Here is a 14,559-nt window from a genome sequence, read left to right as displayed (position 1 = left end):
CTTGGCTACAATTTCCCCTTCTTCGGCATCTTTTGCTTGAGCGTCTCGACCGGCTCAAACAAGTCGCCCATTTTCTCCACGCGCTGCAAAACCTTGTCGAACGGGAAAACGAGCAGCTTCGCGTTCTTTTTCTTCAAGCAATTCTCGACCTCTTCCCATTTCACCGGCGTGGAAACCGTCGGCTGCTCCTTGGCCCGCATCGAATACACGTTCACGGTCGTCTTGTGTTCGTCGTTCTGGCTCCAGTCGACAAAAATTTTGCCGGTCCGCAATGCCTTGGCCATTTTCGAGACGACCAACTTGGGATGTTCGCGTTCCAGATGTTCCGCGAGCGCGCGGGAAAGCTCTTTCGTCTGGTCGAAAGTGACGGCGGTGTTGAGCGGCACGTAAATTTGCAGCCCTTTCGACCCGGAGGTTTTGGCCCAGCTCTTCAGCTTCATCCCGGCCAGCAATTCGCGGAGCCAAAGCCCGACCTGACAGCACTGGACAATATCGGCAGGGGCGCCGGGATCGAGGTCGAACACCATCATAGTCGGTCGGGCGACATCTTTTTTGCGGGCGAGCGAAGTGTGCAATTCGATGTCGGCCAGGTTTGCCGCCCACACCAGGGTCGGCAAATCCTGGGCGAGGCAATAATGCATGTCGCGCTGGTTGCCTTCGCTCCAGACTTTCGCGGTTTTCACCCAGCTCGGTCGATGCGAGGGGCAATTCTTTTCATAAAAGAACGGCTGATCGACGCCATTCGGGTAGCGCTTCATGGTGAGCGGCCGGTCTTTCAAATGCGGGAGAAGGAACGGAGCGACGCGGATGTAGTAATCGATCAGCTGGCCCTTGGTGAATCCGGCCTTCGGGTAAAGGACTTTGTTTAGATTCGAGACCGGAAGCTTTTTGCCCTCGACGATCAGCTCTGCTTTTTCGCTCATTTCTTGAATCTATCGCGTGGAAGCGACTCCGCGCGCGCTTTGTTGGGGAGGTAGTGGAGCCGGCACGCCATCGTGCCGGAGAGGGAGACCGTGGATTCAAGCCTCCGCTCAACTGCCTGGGGGCAGGCCGTCTCCAAGGTTAGTTACCAATGGACCAGCAAAATCCAGATGGCGAGGGCCACACTGAATATGCCGGCCACCACGAACTGCCAGGAGCGCTCCATCGAAACGACCCCCAGCATGCGAACGCCCCAGCGAGGGAAAAGGAAGTAGATCGTGCCTTTGATGGTCAGTCCCCAGCCGATGAGGGTGACGATGGTGCCGGGGAGTCCGTGCCAGATGTTGTGAAAAGCCACGATGAAGGCGCCCAGCGGAAAATGAAGAAAGGCGTTCAGGAAACTGCCGACCTCCCCTTTCTCGCGGAGCATGATGAAGAATTGAACCCAGACGCGCGGTTGCAGGATGTGGGAAAGACCGGTGACCAGGAAGAAGAGGGCGGTGAGTTTCTGGACCGCGATTTCCATGATCTCATTGTAGCGACGGCACCGTGTCTTCGTCCAGTGGTGTTGATTAGCTGCAGCGTGTTTACGGCGACAGAGCGCCGTTGCTACCTCACGCGAAGAAGCGCTCGGGCGAGAGCATCGGCTGGGGCCGGCAGATCCGGGCGACGCAATGCTCCCAGCTTTCGTGGCCGCTCAGGATTTCGATCTCGACGCGCAGAAAATAAATTGGCACGTCCACCTTCCCGAGGCGCGGGAAACGGACCGCGTCTTTCTCGGTGGTCACGATCATTTCGAGATCGCGGCGGACGCAGCGGTTAATGAAGCTGTTCAACTCCGCATCGGTGTAACGATGGTGGTCAGTGTAGCGCTTCGAAAGTTCAAGGCGCGCCCCGAGTTTGCGCAGCCCTTCTTCGAAGCTCTCGGGCGCGGCGATACCGCAAATCGACCCGATATACGTGTTCCGGAGACGCTCGAGCGGGATCTGTTCGCCGGTCAGGACGTCCTGGAGATGGAGCGGCTGGTGGGCGCATTCGATGATTTCGGCGGTGCGATTGTAACGCCGGATCCGTTTGATCAACTCGTCGTTAGGCTCGCCGGTGCTCTTGGTGATAAATATGTAACTCGCCCGCCGCAAATTGCGGGGCGGCTCCCGGAGCGTGCCCCGCGGGAGTAGATGCTCGTTTCCAAAAGGCGCCTGGCGATCGATGAGGACGATGTCGAGGCGATGTTTCAGGTGGAGATATTGGAGGCCATCATCGAGAAGAAGCGTGTCCGCCTTGAGTTCCTTGATAGCAAACAGCCCGCTCTTCACGCGATCCTTGTCCACCAGGACGACGACATCCTTGAGATTTTTCGCCAGCATGTAGGGCTCGTCACCCGCGGTCAGCGAGTCGAGCAGGAGCGCCTTTCCATCCGAAACAATTCGCGGCGGCAACGGCTCTCTTCGGCGCAACCGCTGCCACCATTTTCGCGGGGCGCGCCGCGGCACACTCTTGTAACCGCGGCTTAAGATTGCGACCCGCCGCCCGCCGGCCCGCAGGGCACGGGCAAATTTTTCGACGATCGGAGTCTTGCCGGTCCCTCCCACCGTCAGGTTCCCGATGCTGATGACCAGGCACCCGAGAGTGTGTTCCCGCAGGATCCGCCGCCGATAAAGAAACAGGCGCATCTGGACGATCCGCTCATAAATAAAGGAGAGGAAGTAAAGCAGCGCCCGGAGGAGCGCGGCCCGCACGCCGTGGCGACGCTCCAGGATAACGTCGATGGCAAACTGCTCGAGATTTTCAGCGCGCTGGCCCATTGGAAGATTTTCGAATTTCGATTTTCGAATTTCGATTTTTGAGGACGCGGGCGCCGCGGTTGTCGGCGGTGGTGAGGATGGTTTGGGCTCCGCGGGAATTGGCGGCGGCTTTCATCTCATGGGCGATTTTTTCAGGCGAACGAAGGGTGATGGCGCAGATGGTGGAACCGGAGCCGCTGAGAAAGGCGCCAAGCGCGCCGGCGGATTCTGCGGCGCCAATGACAACATCGAGGAACGGGATCAGCGTTTTTCGGAACGGCTGGTGGAGATGGTCGGCGAACGCGCCCCGAAGTGAATGGTAATCGCGGGAGGCGAAAGCGGCGGTAATGGCGCAGGCGTTGCGCGCATTCTCGACGGCATGCAGAAGTTCGATCCGCGCAGGCAGGAGGCGCCGGGCGTCGGCCGTGGCGATCTCGAAATTGGGGACGAGGAGGACGAAATGGAGCTGGGCAGAGACGGTAAACATCTGGCGTTCAAGGCGACGCACGACATTGAAACCTCCGTAGCAGGCGGGCGCGGCGTTGTCGGGGTGACCTTCGAGCCCGGCGCAGAGCTCAAAAAGATCACGACGCTCGAGAGGTCGATTCGCGAGCTCGTTCAAGCCGAGGAGGACTCCGATGCGAACCGCCGCGCTGCTCCCCAAGCCCCGGGACTGCGGGATTTCGCCGGCAATCGAACAGGAGAACGGGAACGGCCTCGTTCCGGCCCGCTTAAAAAACGAACTCGCGGCGGACCCCACGATCGCTTGAGGCGGCCCGCCCTCGTCGCGCGAGACGGTCACGTTATTGTAAAGGCGGAGGGCGATACCCAGGCAGTCGAAGCCGGGTCCGAGGTTGGATGTGCTCGCCGGGACGCGGACGGTGACCTGTTGCATGATTAAGGCGATCCAAAGGGCAAAGCGCGATGCCATTGTAACCTCCCGCGCCTGACGGGCAAGAGACGGACGCAAAAGCGCCCTGACAAGCGAATCACGTATTGAGATTGTCTCTGTCCGCTCCTTTACCGTGAAAATGTCCGAATGGATCGACCCTGATCTCCACCGGGATTTCATCTCGCAGCAGACCGACGCGATCCGGCTTTGCACCTACCCCGATGGATGGGTGGAACGATTTGGCGTCGATGTCCTTATCTCGTACAAAACCGAGGCGGCCCTCGAGCGGCTCAAGACCGAACTCTGTCTCTGGGCGCTCAACGTCGACTTTGGTTTTCGCCGGGTTTTTGCCCGGTTTCTCCCGAAGAAAAACGCGGACCGGGAAGCGCCGACCCTCATCCTGGGCGATCCGGGCGCGAACCTCCAAAGCACGGCCATGGAAAGAACCCTGAGCTACGCGATCGATTTCGGCGCGGGGTATTCGGTGGGCCTCTTTATCGATCAACGGGAGAACCGCCGCTTTGTGCGGGAGCTGGCGCCGAGCTCGCTGCTCAATTGCTTTGCCTACACTTGTTCGTTCTCGGTCGCGGCGGCGACGGTCGGGGCAAAAACGATAAGCGTCGATTTATCCAAGAAATCTCTCGCGCGCGGCCGGGAGAATTTCGCGCTGAATTCTCTGCCGACGAACGACCACCGCTTCCTGGCGGATGACGTCATGGCGGTCCTGCCGCGTTTGGCGCGAAAAGGCGAGAAGTTCGACGTCATCATTCTCGATCCGCCGACCTTCTCGCGCTCCCATAAGGGAAAGGCGTTTCAGGTGGAGCAGGATTTCGAACGCCTGCTGCTGGCCGCCCTCGAGGTTGCCGAACGAAACGCGAAGATCCTGCTTTCGACCAATTGCTCGACGCTCCGGGAGCGCGCGCTCGAAGTGATGGGACGCTTCTGCTTGAAAGCGACCCGCCGCGCGGGAAATTTTCATCACGAACCTCCCCTGCCCGATTTTCCGGCGCATGCAGGCGCCGCTACGGTTTGGTTGACGCTGAGGTGAATATGGCCAGCCCCAACGGGGCGTCGGAAATAAAGCCCGGAGTGAAGCGAAGCGGAACTCCGGGTGGCGATTCCCCCAACCCAGATCAGCCCCTGACAAGGGCCGACGGAAACAGCGACGTAACCAAAACGCACGATTCCGTCACCCCTCCGGGGTTTAGGTTTTTGCGACGTGTTCCGGGAGTTCGCTCCGCTTCACTCCCGGCTCTAATCCGACGCGCCTCCGGCGCCTCAAACTCTCGATCCCGCCGTGCGGCGCCTATACGCGTCCGGTGCGTCACGACTCGTGATCATGATCACGAGCAGGAGAGATATTAAAACACGCGACAACGCGGCGGAATTCGATAGTTAAGTACCATGGACGAACAGTTTTCAGCAACCTCAGGAGACGTTGCCGAGCGCGGACTCCGCTACACCAAGGATCAGTTCGAGCAGATTCTCGGGCAGACCGAAGAATACGTTCGGGAGAATCCCACGCGATCGATCGCTTACGCGGTCCTGGCTGGATTCATCCTCAATCGGTTGCCGATTGGCCGAATTCTCGGAGGATTTGTGCGGTTAGCGATGATTGCCTTTAAGCCGGCGATCCTGGCCTACGGAGCCACGAAGCTTTACCAGGCTACCCAGAGCGACGAGGGATAGTGACGAGTGACGAGTGACTAGTGACGTGATGAAGACAGGCTAACTCGTCACTGCCGAGTCACACGTCACCTGTCACCTGCCCCCAATCTTATTTATCCAAGGTGAACCCGACTTTAACGGTCACCTGCCAATGATTGACCTTGCCGTCCTCGATTTGCCCGCGCATTTCGGTGACCTCAAACCAGCGCATGTTGCGAATGGTTTTTTGGGCTCGGCTCAGGGCATTCGCCACCGCTTCTTCGATGCTGGCCGGTGACGAACCGACGAGCTCAATCTTTTTGTAAACGTGATCGCTCATGAAAGCACTCTTGGGCGCGGAGCTGACCAACACAAATCAATTGTAGGCGACTCGACCCTTATTACGGGTCGCGTCCGTCACCCCTCCGGGGTTCGTTCCGATTATCCCTAAACCCCCGGAGTTCCGCTTCGCTTCACTCCGGGCTCTATTCCGACGCGCCTTCGGCGCTACTGTTCATTGCCGTGACGCTCGCTCTCTGCCAGTCCCGAAGGGACGACGGAGTAAAGCCCGGAGTGAAGCGAAGCGGAACTCCGGGGGATACGTGAAAATCGCGACAAGCCCCGGAGGGGCGACGGAGAGCGAAATACTCCTCTGTTTGGTGCGCCGATCTCTCCGATTCGATGGTCGCGTAACTTTGAATTGAGGGAACCATCAGGATCGCTAGCCTCTTGAGGCAAATGGGCGACAACAACATCGAATCGCATTTGATCGAGAAACGGGTTTTCAAACCTTCGAAAGCTTTCGCGAAAGCCGCGCGGATCAAAAGCCTGGAGAAATACCGGCGCATGTATCGCGAATCGATAAAGAGCCCCGCGAAATTCTGGACGCGCGAAGCGAACGAGCTGGTTTGGCAGAAGCGCTGGAAGACCGTCCTGAAATGGAAGGCGCCGTTCGCGCAATGGTTTGTGGGCGGAAAGCTGAACCTTTCGGAGAATTGTCTCGACCGCCATCTTTCCGGTTCGAAAAGGAACAAGGTTGCGATCCTGTGGGAAGGCGAGCCGGGCGACAAACGCGCGCTGACCTATCAGCAGCTGCATCGCGATGTCTGCCGGTTCGCGAACGTGCTCAAGCGAAACAACATTCGCAAAGGCGACCGCGTCATCATTTACATGCCCACGATTCCGGAGGCGGCGATCGCGATGCTGGCCTGCACCCGGATCGGCGCGGTTCACTCTGTGGTGTTCGGCGGTTTTAGCGCGGACAGCATTCGGGACCGGATCGCCGACTGCGGCGCGACAGCCGTTATCACGGCGGATGGTGGGTATCGGCGCGGCTCGATTGTTCCCTTGAAAAAGAACGTGGACGACGCGCTCCGCGGCGAGACCACGATCAAACGCGTGATCGTGTTTCGCCGGGCCGGCAACGATATCCATATCGAGGAAGGCCGGGACGTCTGGTGGCATCGCGAGCTGGAATATGTGGACGCCAATTGCCCGCCCGCTGCGCTCGATAGCGAGCATCCCCTTTACATTCTTTATACGAGCGGCTCGACCGGAAAACCGAAAGGCATTCTCCACACGACTGGCGGGTATCTCGTGCAGATTTATTCGACGATGAAATATGTCTTCGATCTGCGCGAAGACGATCTTTATTGGTGCACGGCCGACATCGGCTGGGTGACGGGGCACAGCTATGTTGTCTACGGTCCGCTCGCCAATGGGGCGACGACCCTGATGTATGAAGGCGCACCGAACTGGCCGGAAGCAGACCGTTTGTGGCGGATCATCGAGGAATACGGGGTCAACATTCTCTACACGGCGCCGACCGCGATCCGGGCCGTTATTCGCTGGGGCGATCATTGGGTCATGAAGCATGATCTCTCCTCGCTCCGCCTTCTCGGATCGGTGGGCGAGCCGATCAATCCCGAGGCCTGGATGTGGTATCGCAAGGTGGTGGGCGGCGATCGTTGCCCGATCGTCGACACCTGGTGGCAGACGGAGACCGGCTCGATGATGATCACGCCCATCCCGGGAGCAATCCCGACCAAGCCGGGGAGCGCGACGCTGCCTTTCTTTGGGGTGGATGCAGCGATTGTCGATGAGCGCGGGAAAGAAGTGGGGCCGGATGTCGGCGGGAAGCTGATTATTCGCAAACCATGGCCTTCGATGCTGCGAACGATTTACGGCGACAAGGAGCGTTACAAAAAACAATACTGGAGCGAATTCAAAGGGAGTTACTTCACCGGAGACGGAGCCCGCCGCGACAAGGATGGCTATTTTTGGATCGTGGGCCGAATCGACGATGTCCTGAACGTGGCCGGCCATCGGCTCGGCACGTCTGAAATCGAGAGCGCCCTGGTAAGCCATGAGAATGTGGCGGAAGCGGCCGTGGTGGGGCGCCCCGACGACTTGAAGGGCCAGAGCGTGGTGGCGTTCGTGACCGTGAAAGGGAACGTGACCGTGAGCAATTCGCTCAAGGCGGAACTCCGCGAACACGTTGGCCGCCATATCGGGGCGATCGCGAAGCCGGACGAAATCCGATTCGCCGAGGCGCTGCCCAAGACGCGGAGCGGCAAGATCATGCGCCGTCTGCTGAAAGAGATTGCCAGCGGGAAAAGCGTGACGGGGGACACGACCACGCTGGAAGATCTCAGCGTCCTGGCCAAGCTGGCCGCCGAAGAGGAATAGCGAGGCCAAGGAAAACCTTTGTCAAAAGCTGAGTTCGATTAGCGTTACCCCGTGAGTTTCATTCGAACAGGCCTCCGGGAGATCGGGTTGAAGATCCGCCGGCAGAAGACGCGGATGGCGTTGCGCCACGAAAAGCGCCTGCTCCAAAAAAGCGAAATCAACCTGGGCCGGGAAGGCTGTTCGCAGGCGGTGAATTTCCCGGAAGTCCGGAGTGAGATCGTGGCGCTCAAGAAACTCGAGCAGGAGCAGAAGGAAGTCGCGCTCCGGATTGCACGGATCGAGGAAGGCATCCGCCAGATTGAATTGCAGCGGGAACACAACGCGAAAGAGCAAAACCAGGCCCTGGCCAAACTGGAGGAGGAAAAAAAACCGGTCCTCGAGAAGCGGAATTCGGCGAAGTCCGCGGCGGACCTTTGCGATCGCGAATTGCAGGGGGTGGAACGGCGACTTCAGGAGAACGATGCGGCGGACCGGGACCTGTTGAAAAAGCTGGCCGAATTACAGGCCCAGACGCCTCCTCCCGACGACCTCGACGCGCAAATGGCCTCGATCAGCGCGCGCCGGGTCCGGTTGCCCGAAGAAAAGGCGGAAGTTACCCGCGCGCGGATGGGAAGCGCGGAAGCCTGCCGGATCGCCCGGGAAAAACTGGCCGAGCAGGACGGGGCGTTGGCGGCGATGGACAAAAACATCGCGCGGGTGCGCGAGGAATTTGAAGCGCGAGACCGGGTCCTGAATGAAAGCAGCCGCGCCCAGCAGGATGCGTTGAAAGAGGCGCGCGGTCTTCATGAAACCGTCGAGGAGAAGAAAAATCCCGCCTACCTGAACATCGGGCGGCATCTTGCTTCGCAGGGAATCGCGCCGCCCAACGCGCCCCATTTGCTGGCGGAAGTGCAAAAGCACCGCGCGGCGGTCGATCGTCATTCTCAGCACACCGCGGAGCTCGCGGTTCTTTCCAGCCAGATCGACAAACAGGAGCTGCGGAAATTTTATTTCGCCGGCCTGTCCGTGGTGGTGCTGGTCGCCATCATTCTCGTCCTTGTCTTCCAATCACCGCAGAAGCGCGAATGGCTTCCTCTAGGAACGGAAGCGATTTTGTCCGTGAACCTCGAACAACTCGAACGGGACGATTTGCCGAGACGCTGGCGCAAAGACCAGAGCACGGAATGGCAAAGTGTCTGGGCTGGTCTCCTGGCCGACGCCCAGCGCACCCCGGTCCTGAACCTGCCGCGCGATGCCGTCCGGGTCACGCGAGCCATGTCCACGAGCGACAACGGATCGACGCGTGAATATGTCTTGGTCGAGGCTCGCGGCGATGTTTCCCGCGTCATTAGTTCCATCGAGAAGGACAAATCGTTCGAGCGTCGCACGATCACCGGGCTACCGATGTGGTTGCATCCGGATTTTGCCCTGGCCCGCGTGGGACCGAAAACGCTGGCGGTGGGAACCGAACGCGAAGTGGCGTCGCTGGCCCGGGTCCGTTTGGGAATCGATCCCGACTTGAAAATCACTGGTCCCCTCTTCGACCGCTTTCAGTCGTTGAAGGAAGGCAATGCGCTTCGTCTCGTCTCGAACGAACCGACAAAGCTGTCGAAGATGTTCCCGCTCGTTTTCCAGGATGAGATGCTGGCGGGGGTCGATCTTCTCGGCCTCTCCATGACGCTGCAGAACCCGGTGAAGGCGCGCCTGATTCTAAAAGCAAAATCGGCGCAGGCGGCGACTGAATTGGCCGCCCGAATCCGAAATGAGCCGCAGCGTTTTCTTCGTCTCCAGGATTCCGATCAGCTCTTTTACGTGCAACCGCCGGAAGTGGATGTGCAGGGGACCGATGTCCAGATGCGTTTCGATGTTCCGGAGAACAGCGCGCGCCTGATTCTGCAGCGCTTCGCCAGGACCAATTCCGTCCCCTCGATGGCGGGAAACTGAGGCCGCTTCGCAGACGCTGCCATGATCACGCTCGGAATGTTGGTGCTGGCTGCGTGGTGGTCCTTCCTGGGAAACGGCCAGGCTCCGCCGGCGGATGAGAGCGAGTTCGTTGACATTCATCAGGTCGATCGCTCCATCGCGATCGATCTGCACTACGCGACCGCAAACAATGTCGCTCGCCGGCCGCTTTATCCTCCTGGAACGCCGGCCCTGGTCCGGTCGGGCGTTGCCCAACGTCTCGTGGTTGTGCAAAAATATCTGCAGGCAAAGGGATTCGGCCTCAAGATCTGGGACGCCTACCGGCCGGAGTCGATCCAGACCGAACTCTGGAAGGCGACCCATAACCGGTCGTTTGTCGCCGACCCGAACGAGGGCATTGGCTCGATGCACACTCGCGGCGCGGCGGTGGACGCCACCCTGGTGGATCGGGCAGGCCGTGAACTTCCGATGCCGACCGGGTTCGACAATTTCACGCCGGCTGCCCTGATGATTTACCAGGGTCGCGATCCGGCCGTCCGCGCCAACTTGAAACTCCTGCAAAAAGCGATGGCCCACGGTGGCTTCTATGGGATGCGAACCGAGTGGTGGCATTTCGCCGCGCCGGACTGGAAGAAATATCCGCACGTTCCCGATCTCAAATTCCAGAATCAGGCAAGCACGGCCCGGCCATGATCGAGACTCTCGCGCTGGCAGTCCGGCAACCGGAATATCTGCACGTCCTGCTCAATCCTCTCCCGGTTTACGGATTGGCCATCGCGTTGTTTGGCCTGATCGCCGCGCTCTATCTCGGCACCCGAGGCGGCCAGGTGACCGCGCTCGTCCTTGTGTTCGCCTGTGGCGCTTCGGCCTGGCCAGTCGCTCATTATGGGGAAGCTGCCGAAGATTCGGTCCAGGTGATGGCCGATGAGGACGGGGCCGCCTGGCTCAAGGCGCATGCGCAGCGCGCGGACAGCCTGGTCTACGTCTTTTACGCGCTCGCCCTGCTCTCAGCCGCGGCGATTTTTGTTCCGAAAAAGTGGCCGCGGACGGCGCAGCCACTGGTCTGGGCGACGGTAGCGCTCGCCCTGGTGTCGTTAGGCGCGGGCGTTTACATTGCCTCGGCCGGCGGGAAAATTCGGCATCGCGAATTTCGAAACGGCCCTCCGCCGAAGACCGCCGAGTCGCCTTAAGTTGCTTCGGTATTCTCGCTGACCCACCGGAGGTATTCCGGCAGGCCATTACGAATATCGAGGCAGACGATCTCGGGGACATCGTAGGGGTGGAGCGACTTCAGTTTCTCCTGAAACGCCGCATAACGGACTTCGGTGGTCTTGAAGAAAGCGAGCGCTTCCCTCCCCTGCTCCAGCTTGCCCTGCCAGCGATAGATTGAATCGATCGCCGGAATAATGTTCGCGCAGGCCGCGAAATTTTCGGCCACCAATTGCCCGGCGATGCGGCGCGCGGTCTCGACGTCCGGAAACGTGCTCAGGGCCAGGAGAGTCGCCGTGCCCATTGACTCAGGCCGGCTGAAGCGCCGCCGCCCGGCAAATCCAGCCGCCTCCCACGACGATATCGCCGTCATAAATTACGGCGGCCTGACCGGGAGTGACCGCCTTCTGCGGTTCGTGCAACTGAACGCGGACGCGCCCACCCTCCAGCGGTGTCACCGTCGCGCGGGTGCCGGGATGGCTGTAGCGAATCTTCACCGTCGCTTCGAAACTGTTTGGGTTGCGGCTGGAGCCAGCCGCCTTTAGATCACCGATCCAGTTCACCCGGTCGATTTCGAAGTCGTCCGAGACAAGATCTTCCGCGGCGCCGACGATGACGCGGTTCGTTGCCGGATCGAGATCGACCACATAACGCGGCTGGGCCGAGCCGCCGGGCAAACCTTTCCGCTGACCGATGGTGAACATCTCGATCCCCCCATGTTCGCCCAGGAAATTTCCCTCGAGATCGTAGATTGCGCCGGGGTGAAATTCCTCCGCGCCGAGGTGCGACCGGAGAAATGCCTTGTAGTCGTTGCCCGGCACGAAGCAGATCTCCTGGCTGTCCACCTTATCCGCCACCTTCAAGCCTAACGAACGCGCAATTTCCCGAATGGCCGGCTTCGACATTCCGCCCAGGGGCGTGAGAGCCCGCCGGAGCTGGGCCTGGCGCAGACTAAAAAGGAAGTAGGACTGGTCTTTCCGCGAATCGGCGCCCTTTCGCAAAACCGCGCGATCCGGATGATGCTCAATAATCGCGTAATGTCCGGTGCCAATATAATCGCAGCCGAGCGCTTCGGCTTTCTTCCAAAGATTTCCGAATTTGAGTTTCTCGTTGCACATCACGCACGGATTCGGGGTGCGGCCCGCCTGGTATTCGCTGGAGAAATAATCGATCACGAGCCGTTCGAATTGATCGGCCTCATCCACCACGTAATGAGGAATGCCTAACGAGTGGGCCACGTTCCGCGCGTCGGCGACGGCCTGGGGGCCACAGCATTTGTCCTCGGCGCGCGAGATGCAATCCTGGGGCCAGACCTTCATGGTAACGCCCACGACGTCGTATCCCTGCTCGCGGAGAAGGTAGCCCGCGACACTGGAATCGACGCCGCCGCTCATGCCAAGGAGGACGCGTGTTTTCATCGAATAGGACTTATAGGCCAAATAGAACCTATGCGCGAACAGGGCGGCTCACGAACTCGCTGCCGGCGAGGGTAAACCGCCAGGGAAAGTCCTTCGAGCGGCTGATGCCAATGCGCGGGTCGGCCACCACGGAAACCTTCCCGGCGCGCGGCAGCAGGCAATGGCGCGGCCCCGCGCAGATGCTCATCTCGTGATGCCGGTTCGTAATTTCCAGAGCCTGGGTCAGCTTTCCCGGGCCCGAGCAAAGCCGCCGGATCTCTTCCACTCCGCGGCGCTTTTTCATCAGGGCCAGGCCGCACCGCGGTTCGAGCGCCCGGATTAAAACGAGGCCGCTGCGTTCCCCGCCCTTGACGAGCAAGTTAAGCATCCAATGGACGCCGTAGTTGAAATAAATGTAAACCGCCCCGGGTAGATTGCGCTCGACGAAAGCGCGCGTGCTCGGCCGGGTAAAGGTGTGGCAGGCCTCGTCATGCAGCGTCAGATACGCCTCCGTCTCGACGATAATGCCGGAGCATCTTCCCCAGACCAATTCCGTGCCGACGAGTTCACGGGCACAGAGCAGTGGATCGCGCTCGAAGAACGAGCACGGCAAGAAGGCAGCTTTCGGCACGCCGCTACGGTTCGTAATAAACCGGCAGGGTGACGCTGCACTCGACCGGTTTCCCGTCGCGAAATGCGGGAATGAAGCGCGCGACCCGGAAGTCTTCCGCCGCCGCCCGCCGGAAGCCCACCAACGGAGGATCCTCGGAAACAATTCGCAGGTCCTTCAGGTTTCCGGCGGCGTCCACTTTCACGGCCAGCTCGACGATGCCGCTCAGCTCGGACGTCAAACTGTCGTTGGGATAATGCAATCCTTCGAACTTGGAACCCGGTCCGATAAACGGCTGGGGCCCGATGAAGTCGCTCTCCTTTTTCAACTCTTCCGTCTCCTGGTTCGCGAAAATGCGCAGGCGCGGTTTTCCGTTTACGACCTTGAAGATGACCGTGCCGAAAAAGAGAACGTTGACGGGGTGTTGCTCGTAAACGGCGGGGATGAAGGAGGACCGGTCGAGGCATCTCACCAATTCGCGCTCGAGTAATTTGGATTCCGGAGTCCCGCGATATGTCCAGGAGTGCATGATCTCTCCGAGAGAGCTGACGGAGCAGCAAAACGAAACCGACGCGTCCTTTTGCCCATCCTTGATCAGGCCTGCGGTGTCGATGCGGTTGATCACAGCCGTCGGCCCGATCCCGAGAAGCGCGGGCCGATATTGAGGCGTTTGCGCTGATGGAGTCGGCGATTGCGATTTGGGCGACCCCGTCGGGGATGGGCTGGCCGCCGGTTTGACCTGAACCTGGACTTCGGCGGCCAGGAGATTTCCGCACGCGAGCAAAGCCGTCGCGAAAGTTAAAGGGATTCGAAGCATGACTGCCTACGCAACGCGATGCCGGTTCTTTCGCAAGGTCATTTTGAAAATGACCCGCTTACCCGCGGGGCCGACAAGGCTTCCCCGACGTTACCTACTTGTGGTGCGATTTGTTTCCGTGCCCATTGCCGTGGCCATGTCCCTTGCTGGCCGGCTTGTGGCGCAGGGACGGTCCCGGCGAATGGGACCGCGGTTTCATGACGCGCGCGGGCGCGACCGGCGCTGAATTTGTCTTGGGCCGGGGACCGGCGCCCACCTCTGGCGGCGCATTCGCCGCGGCTTCATTGGCAGCGCCGCGAGACGTAGGCATGCTGTTATCGACTGGGATAGTGTCGCGCTGGGTTTTGGCCTGGGAATGCAGGGCCGCCGCATAATTCGAAGCAGGCGGAAGATGATAAATGACCTGCGGCTTCACTCTTGGGCGCTGCGATTTGGCTTCCGCCGGCGGGGGTGGAGCAGCGGCAGGCTGTTGCGCCACGGCCCACGACCAAAATCCCCAGCCCGCGATGAACGCGGCCAGGAAGAACGTTCGGCGGTGATGAAAGGGAGCGTTCATGGGCGGCCACCAAGCGGGGCAACAGCGGTCAGACAATTTACGCTACAACCGGCTTCCCGGACAGGAAAAACTCTCGGTTCCCATGATTACTGAGCGAAGGCCGCCCTCGGCCGGTCCGAACTAGACGACCGTGAGA

The 14,559-nt window shown here is 60.1% G+C and carries 16 protein-coding genes; 6 read left to right on the top strand and 10 right to left on the bottom strand.

The window, feature by feature from the left end; genetic code table 11:
- Positions 1–5 precede the first annotated feature (5 nt).
- The 4 genes from ligD to thrB form a co-directional block, all read right to left on the bottom strand.
- A complete protein-coding gene (ligD, locus tag VJU77_14425; protein ID HKP04544.1) occupies positions 6–923 on the bottom strand; it encodes a non-homologous end-joining DNA ligase in 918 nt (305 codons plus the stop codon).
- 143 nt (positions 924–1,066) lie between these two features.
- Positions 1,067–1,447 carry a hypothetical protein gene (locus VJU77_14420; protein HKP04543.1) on the bottom strand — a complete coding sequence of 127 codons (381 nt, stop codon included), beginning with the start codon at positions 1,445–1,447 and terminating at the stop codon, positions 1,067–1,069.
- An 88-nt stretch (positions 1,448–1,535) separates the two neighbouring features.
- Positions 1,536–2,726 carry a tetraacyldisaccharide 4'-kinase gene (gene lpxK / locus VJU77_14415; protein ID HKP04542.1) on the bottom strand — a complete coding sequence of 397 codons (1,191 nt, stop codon included), beginning with the start codon at positions 2,724–2,726 and terminating at the stop codon, positions 1,536–1,538.
- On the bottom strand, positions 2,710–3,636 hold the full coding sequence (thrB, locus tag VJU77_14410) for a homoserine kinase (protein ID HKP04541.1): 927 nt from the start codon (positions 3,634–3,636) through the stop codon (positions 2,710–2,712). Before thrB ends, lpxK begins: the two co-directional genes overlap by 17 nt.
- 100 nt (positions 3,637–3,736) lie before the next feature.
- Here thrB and VJU77_14405 point away from each other — a divergent pair, with 100 nt between their 5' ends.
- Together VJU77_14405 and VJU77_14400 are read left to right on the top strand one after the other, a co-directional pair.
- Positions 3,737–4,645 carry a class I SAM-dependent methyltransferase gene (locus VJU77_14405; protein HKP04540.1) on the top strand — a complete coding sequence of 303 codons (909 nt, stop codon included), beginning with the start codon at positions 3,737–3,739 and terminating at the stop codon, positions 4,643–4,645.
- Positions 4,646–5,001: 356 nt separating this feature from the next.
- Entirely contained in the window at positions 5,002–5,286 is a 285-nt protein-coding gene (locus tag VJU77_14400; GenBank protein HKP04539.1) for a hypothetical protein, read from the top strand.
- 88 nt (positions 5,287–5,374) lie between these two features.
- Here the strand turns inward: VJU77_14400 and VJU77_14395 are convergent, their stop codons facing one another.
- Positions 5,375–5,584 carry a dodecin gene (locus tag VJU77_14395; protein ID HKP04538.1) on the bottom strand — a complete coding sequence of 70 codons (210 nt, stop codon included), beginning with the start codon at positions 5,582–5,584 and terminating at the stop codon, positions 5,375–5,377.
- Between the two features lie 398 nt (positions 5,585–5,982).
- Between VJU77_14395 and acs the strand changes: the two genes are divergently transcribed.
- The 4 genes from acs to VJU77_14375 are packed head-to-tail and all read left to right on the top strand — an operon-like array spanning position 5,983 to position 11,024.
- Positions 5,983–7,932: an acetate--CoA ligase gene (gene acs, locus VJU77_14390; protein HKP04537.1), complete on the top strand. Its 1,950-nt coding sequence runs from the start codon at positions 5,983–5,985 to the stop codon at positions 7,930–7,932.
- 51 nt (positions 7,933–7,983) lie between these two features.
- A complete protein-coding gene (locus VJU77_14385; GenBank protein ID HKP04536.1) occupies positions 7,984–9,855 on the top strand; it encodes a hypothetical protein in 1,872 nt (623 codons plus the stop codon).
- A gap of 21 nt (positions 9,856–9,876) precedes the next feature.
- Positions 9,877–10,527, top strand: coding sequence for a M15 family metallopeptidase (locus VJU77_14380; GenBank protein ID HKP04535.1), 651 nt, complete (start codon positions 9,877–9,879; stop codon positions 10,525–10,527).
- A complete protein-coding gene (locus VJU77_14375) occupies positions 10,524–11,024 on the top strand; it encodes a hypothetical protein (GenBank protein HKP04534.1) in 501 nt (166 codons plus the stop codon). The genes VJU77_14380 and VJU77_14375 overlap by 4 nt, the downstream gene beginning before the upstream one ends.
- Here the strand turns inward: VJU77_14375 and cutA are convergent.
- The 5 genes from cutA to VJU77_14350 form a co-directional block, all read right to left on the bottom strand.
- On the bottom strand, positions 11,021–11,347 hold the full coding sequence (cutA, locus tag VJU77_14370; GenBank protein ID HKP04533.1) for a divalent-cation tolerance protein CutA: 327 nt from the start codon (positions 11,345–11,347) through the stop codon (positions 11,021–11,023). The two genes, VJU77_14375 and cutA, sit on opposite strands and share 4 nt — an antisense overlap.
- A 4-nt stretch (positions 11,348–11,351) precedes the next feature.
- On the bottom strand, positions 11,352–12,461 hold the full coding sequence (mnmA, locus tag VJU77_14365; protein ID HKP04532.1) for a tRNA 2-thiouridine(34) synthase MnmA: 1,110 nt from the start codon (positions 12,459–12,461) through the stop codon (positions 11,352–11,354).
- A 28-nt stretch (positions 12,462–12,489) separates the two neighbouring features.
- On the bottom strand, positions 12,490–13,071 hold the full coding sequence (locus VJU77_14360) for a DNA-3-methyladenine glycosylase (GenBank protein HKP04531.1): 582 nt from the start codon (positions 13,069–13,071) through the stop codon (positions 12,490–12,492).
- A 4-nt stretch (positions 13,072–13,075) separates the two neighbouring features.
- Positions 13,076–13,867, bottom strand: a complete 792-nt coding sequence (locus VJU77_14355) for an energy transducer TonB (GenBank protein ID HKP04530.1) — start codon at positions 13,865–13,867, stop codon at positions 13,076–13,078.
- A 94-nt stretch (positions 13,868–13,961) separates the two neighbouring features.
- Complete coding sequence (locus VJU77_14350) at positions 13,962–14,423, bottom strand: hypothetical protein (GenBank protein ID HKP04529.1); 462 nt, start codon at positions 14,421–14,423, stop codon at positions 13,962–13,964.
- Positions 14,424–14,559: the final 136 nt, after the last annotated feature.

The sequence above is a fragment of the Chthoniobacterales bacterium genome, assembly GCA_035274845.1.
In the GTDB taxonomy this organism is placed as follows: Bacteria; Verrucomicrobiota; Verrucomicrobiia; order Chthoniobacterales; family UBA10450; genus AV80.
Note: the sequence above shows the minus strand (reverse complement) of the source record. Positions and strands in the feature narration are given on the sequence as shown.

What these genes read in the sequence shown, in the direction of transcription:
- VJU77_14350 (HKP04529.1), bottom strand. Translation starts at nt 14,423, where the DNA reads ATGAACGCTCCCTTTCATCACCGCCGAACGTTCTTCCTGGCCGCGTTC.
- thrB (HKP04541.1), bottom strand. Translation starts at nt 3,636, where the DNA reads ATGGCATCGCGCTTTGCCCTTTGGATCGCCTTAATCATGCAACAGGTC.
- VJU77_14355 (HKP04530.1), bottom strand. Translation starts at nt 13,867, where the DNA reads ATGCTTCGAATCCCTTTAACTTTCGCGACGGCTTTGCTCGCGTGCGGA.
- ligD (HKP04544.1), bottom strand. Translation starts at nt 923, where the DNA reads ATGAGCGAAAAAGCAGAGCTGATCGTCGAGGGCAAAAAGCTTCCGGTC.
- mnmA (HKP04532.1), bottom strand. Translation starts at nt 12,461, where the DNA reads ATGAAAACACGCGTCCTCCTTGGCATGAGCGGCGGCGTCGATTCCAGT.
- VJU77_14375 (HKP04534.1), top strand. Translation starts at nt 10,524, where the DNA reads ATGATCGAGACTCTCGCGCTGGCAGTCCGGCAACCGGAATATCTGCAC.
- VJU77_14400 (HKP04539.1), top strand. Translation starts at nt 5,002, where the DNA reads ATGGACGAACAGTTTTCAGCAACCTCAGGAGACGTTGCCGAGCGCGGA.
- VJU77_14395 (HKP04538.1), bottom strand. Translation starts at nt 5,584, where the DNA reads ATGAGCGATCACGTTTACAAAAAGATTGAGCTCGTCGGTTCGTCACCG.
- acs (HKP04537.1), top strand. Translation starts at nt 5,983, where the DNA reads ATGGGCGACAACAACATCGAATCGCATTTGATCGAGAAACGGGTTTTC.
- VJU77_14405 (HKP04540.1), top strand. Translation starts at nt 3,737, where the DNA reads ATGTCCGAATGGATCGACCCTGATCTCCACCGGGATTTCATCTCGCAG.
- cutA (HKP04533.1), bottom strand. Translation starts at nt 11,347, where the DNA reads ATGGGCACGGCGACTCTCCTGGCCCTGAGCACGTTTCCGGACGTCGAG.
- VJU77_14420 (HKP04543.1), bottom strand. Translation starts at nt 1,447, where the DNA reads ATGGAAATCGCGGTCCAGAAACTCACCGCCCTCTTCTTCCTGGTCACC.
- lpxK (HKP04542.1), bottom strand. Translation starts at nt 2,726, where the DNA reads ATGGGCCAGCGCGCTGAAAATCTCGAGCAGTTTGCCATCGACGTTATC.
- VJU77_14380 (HKP04535.1), top strand. Translation starts at nt 9,877, where the DNA reads ATGATCACGCTCGGAATGTTGGTGCTGGCTGCGTGGTGGTCCTTCCTG.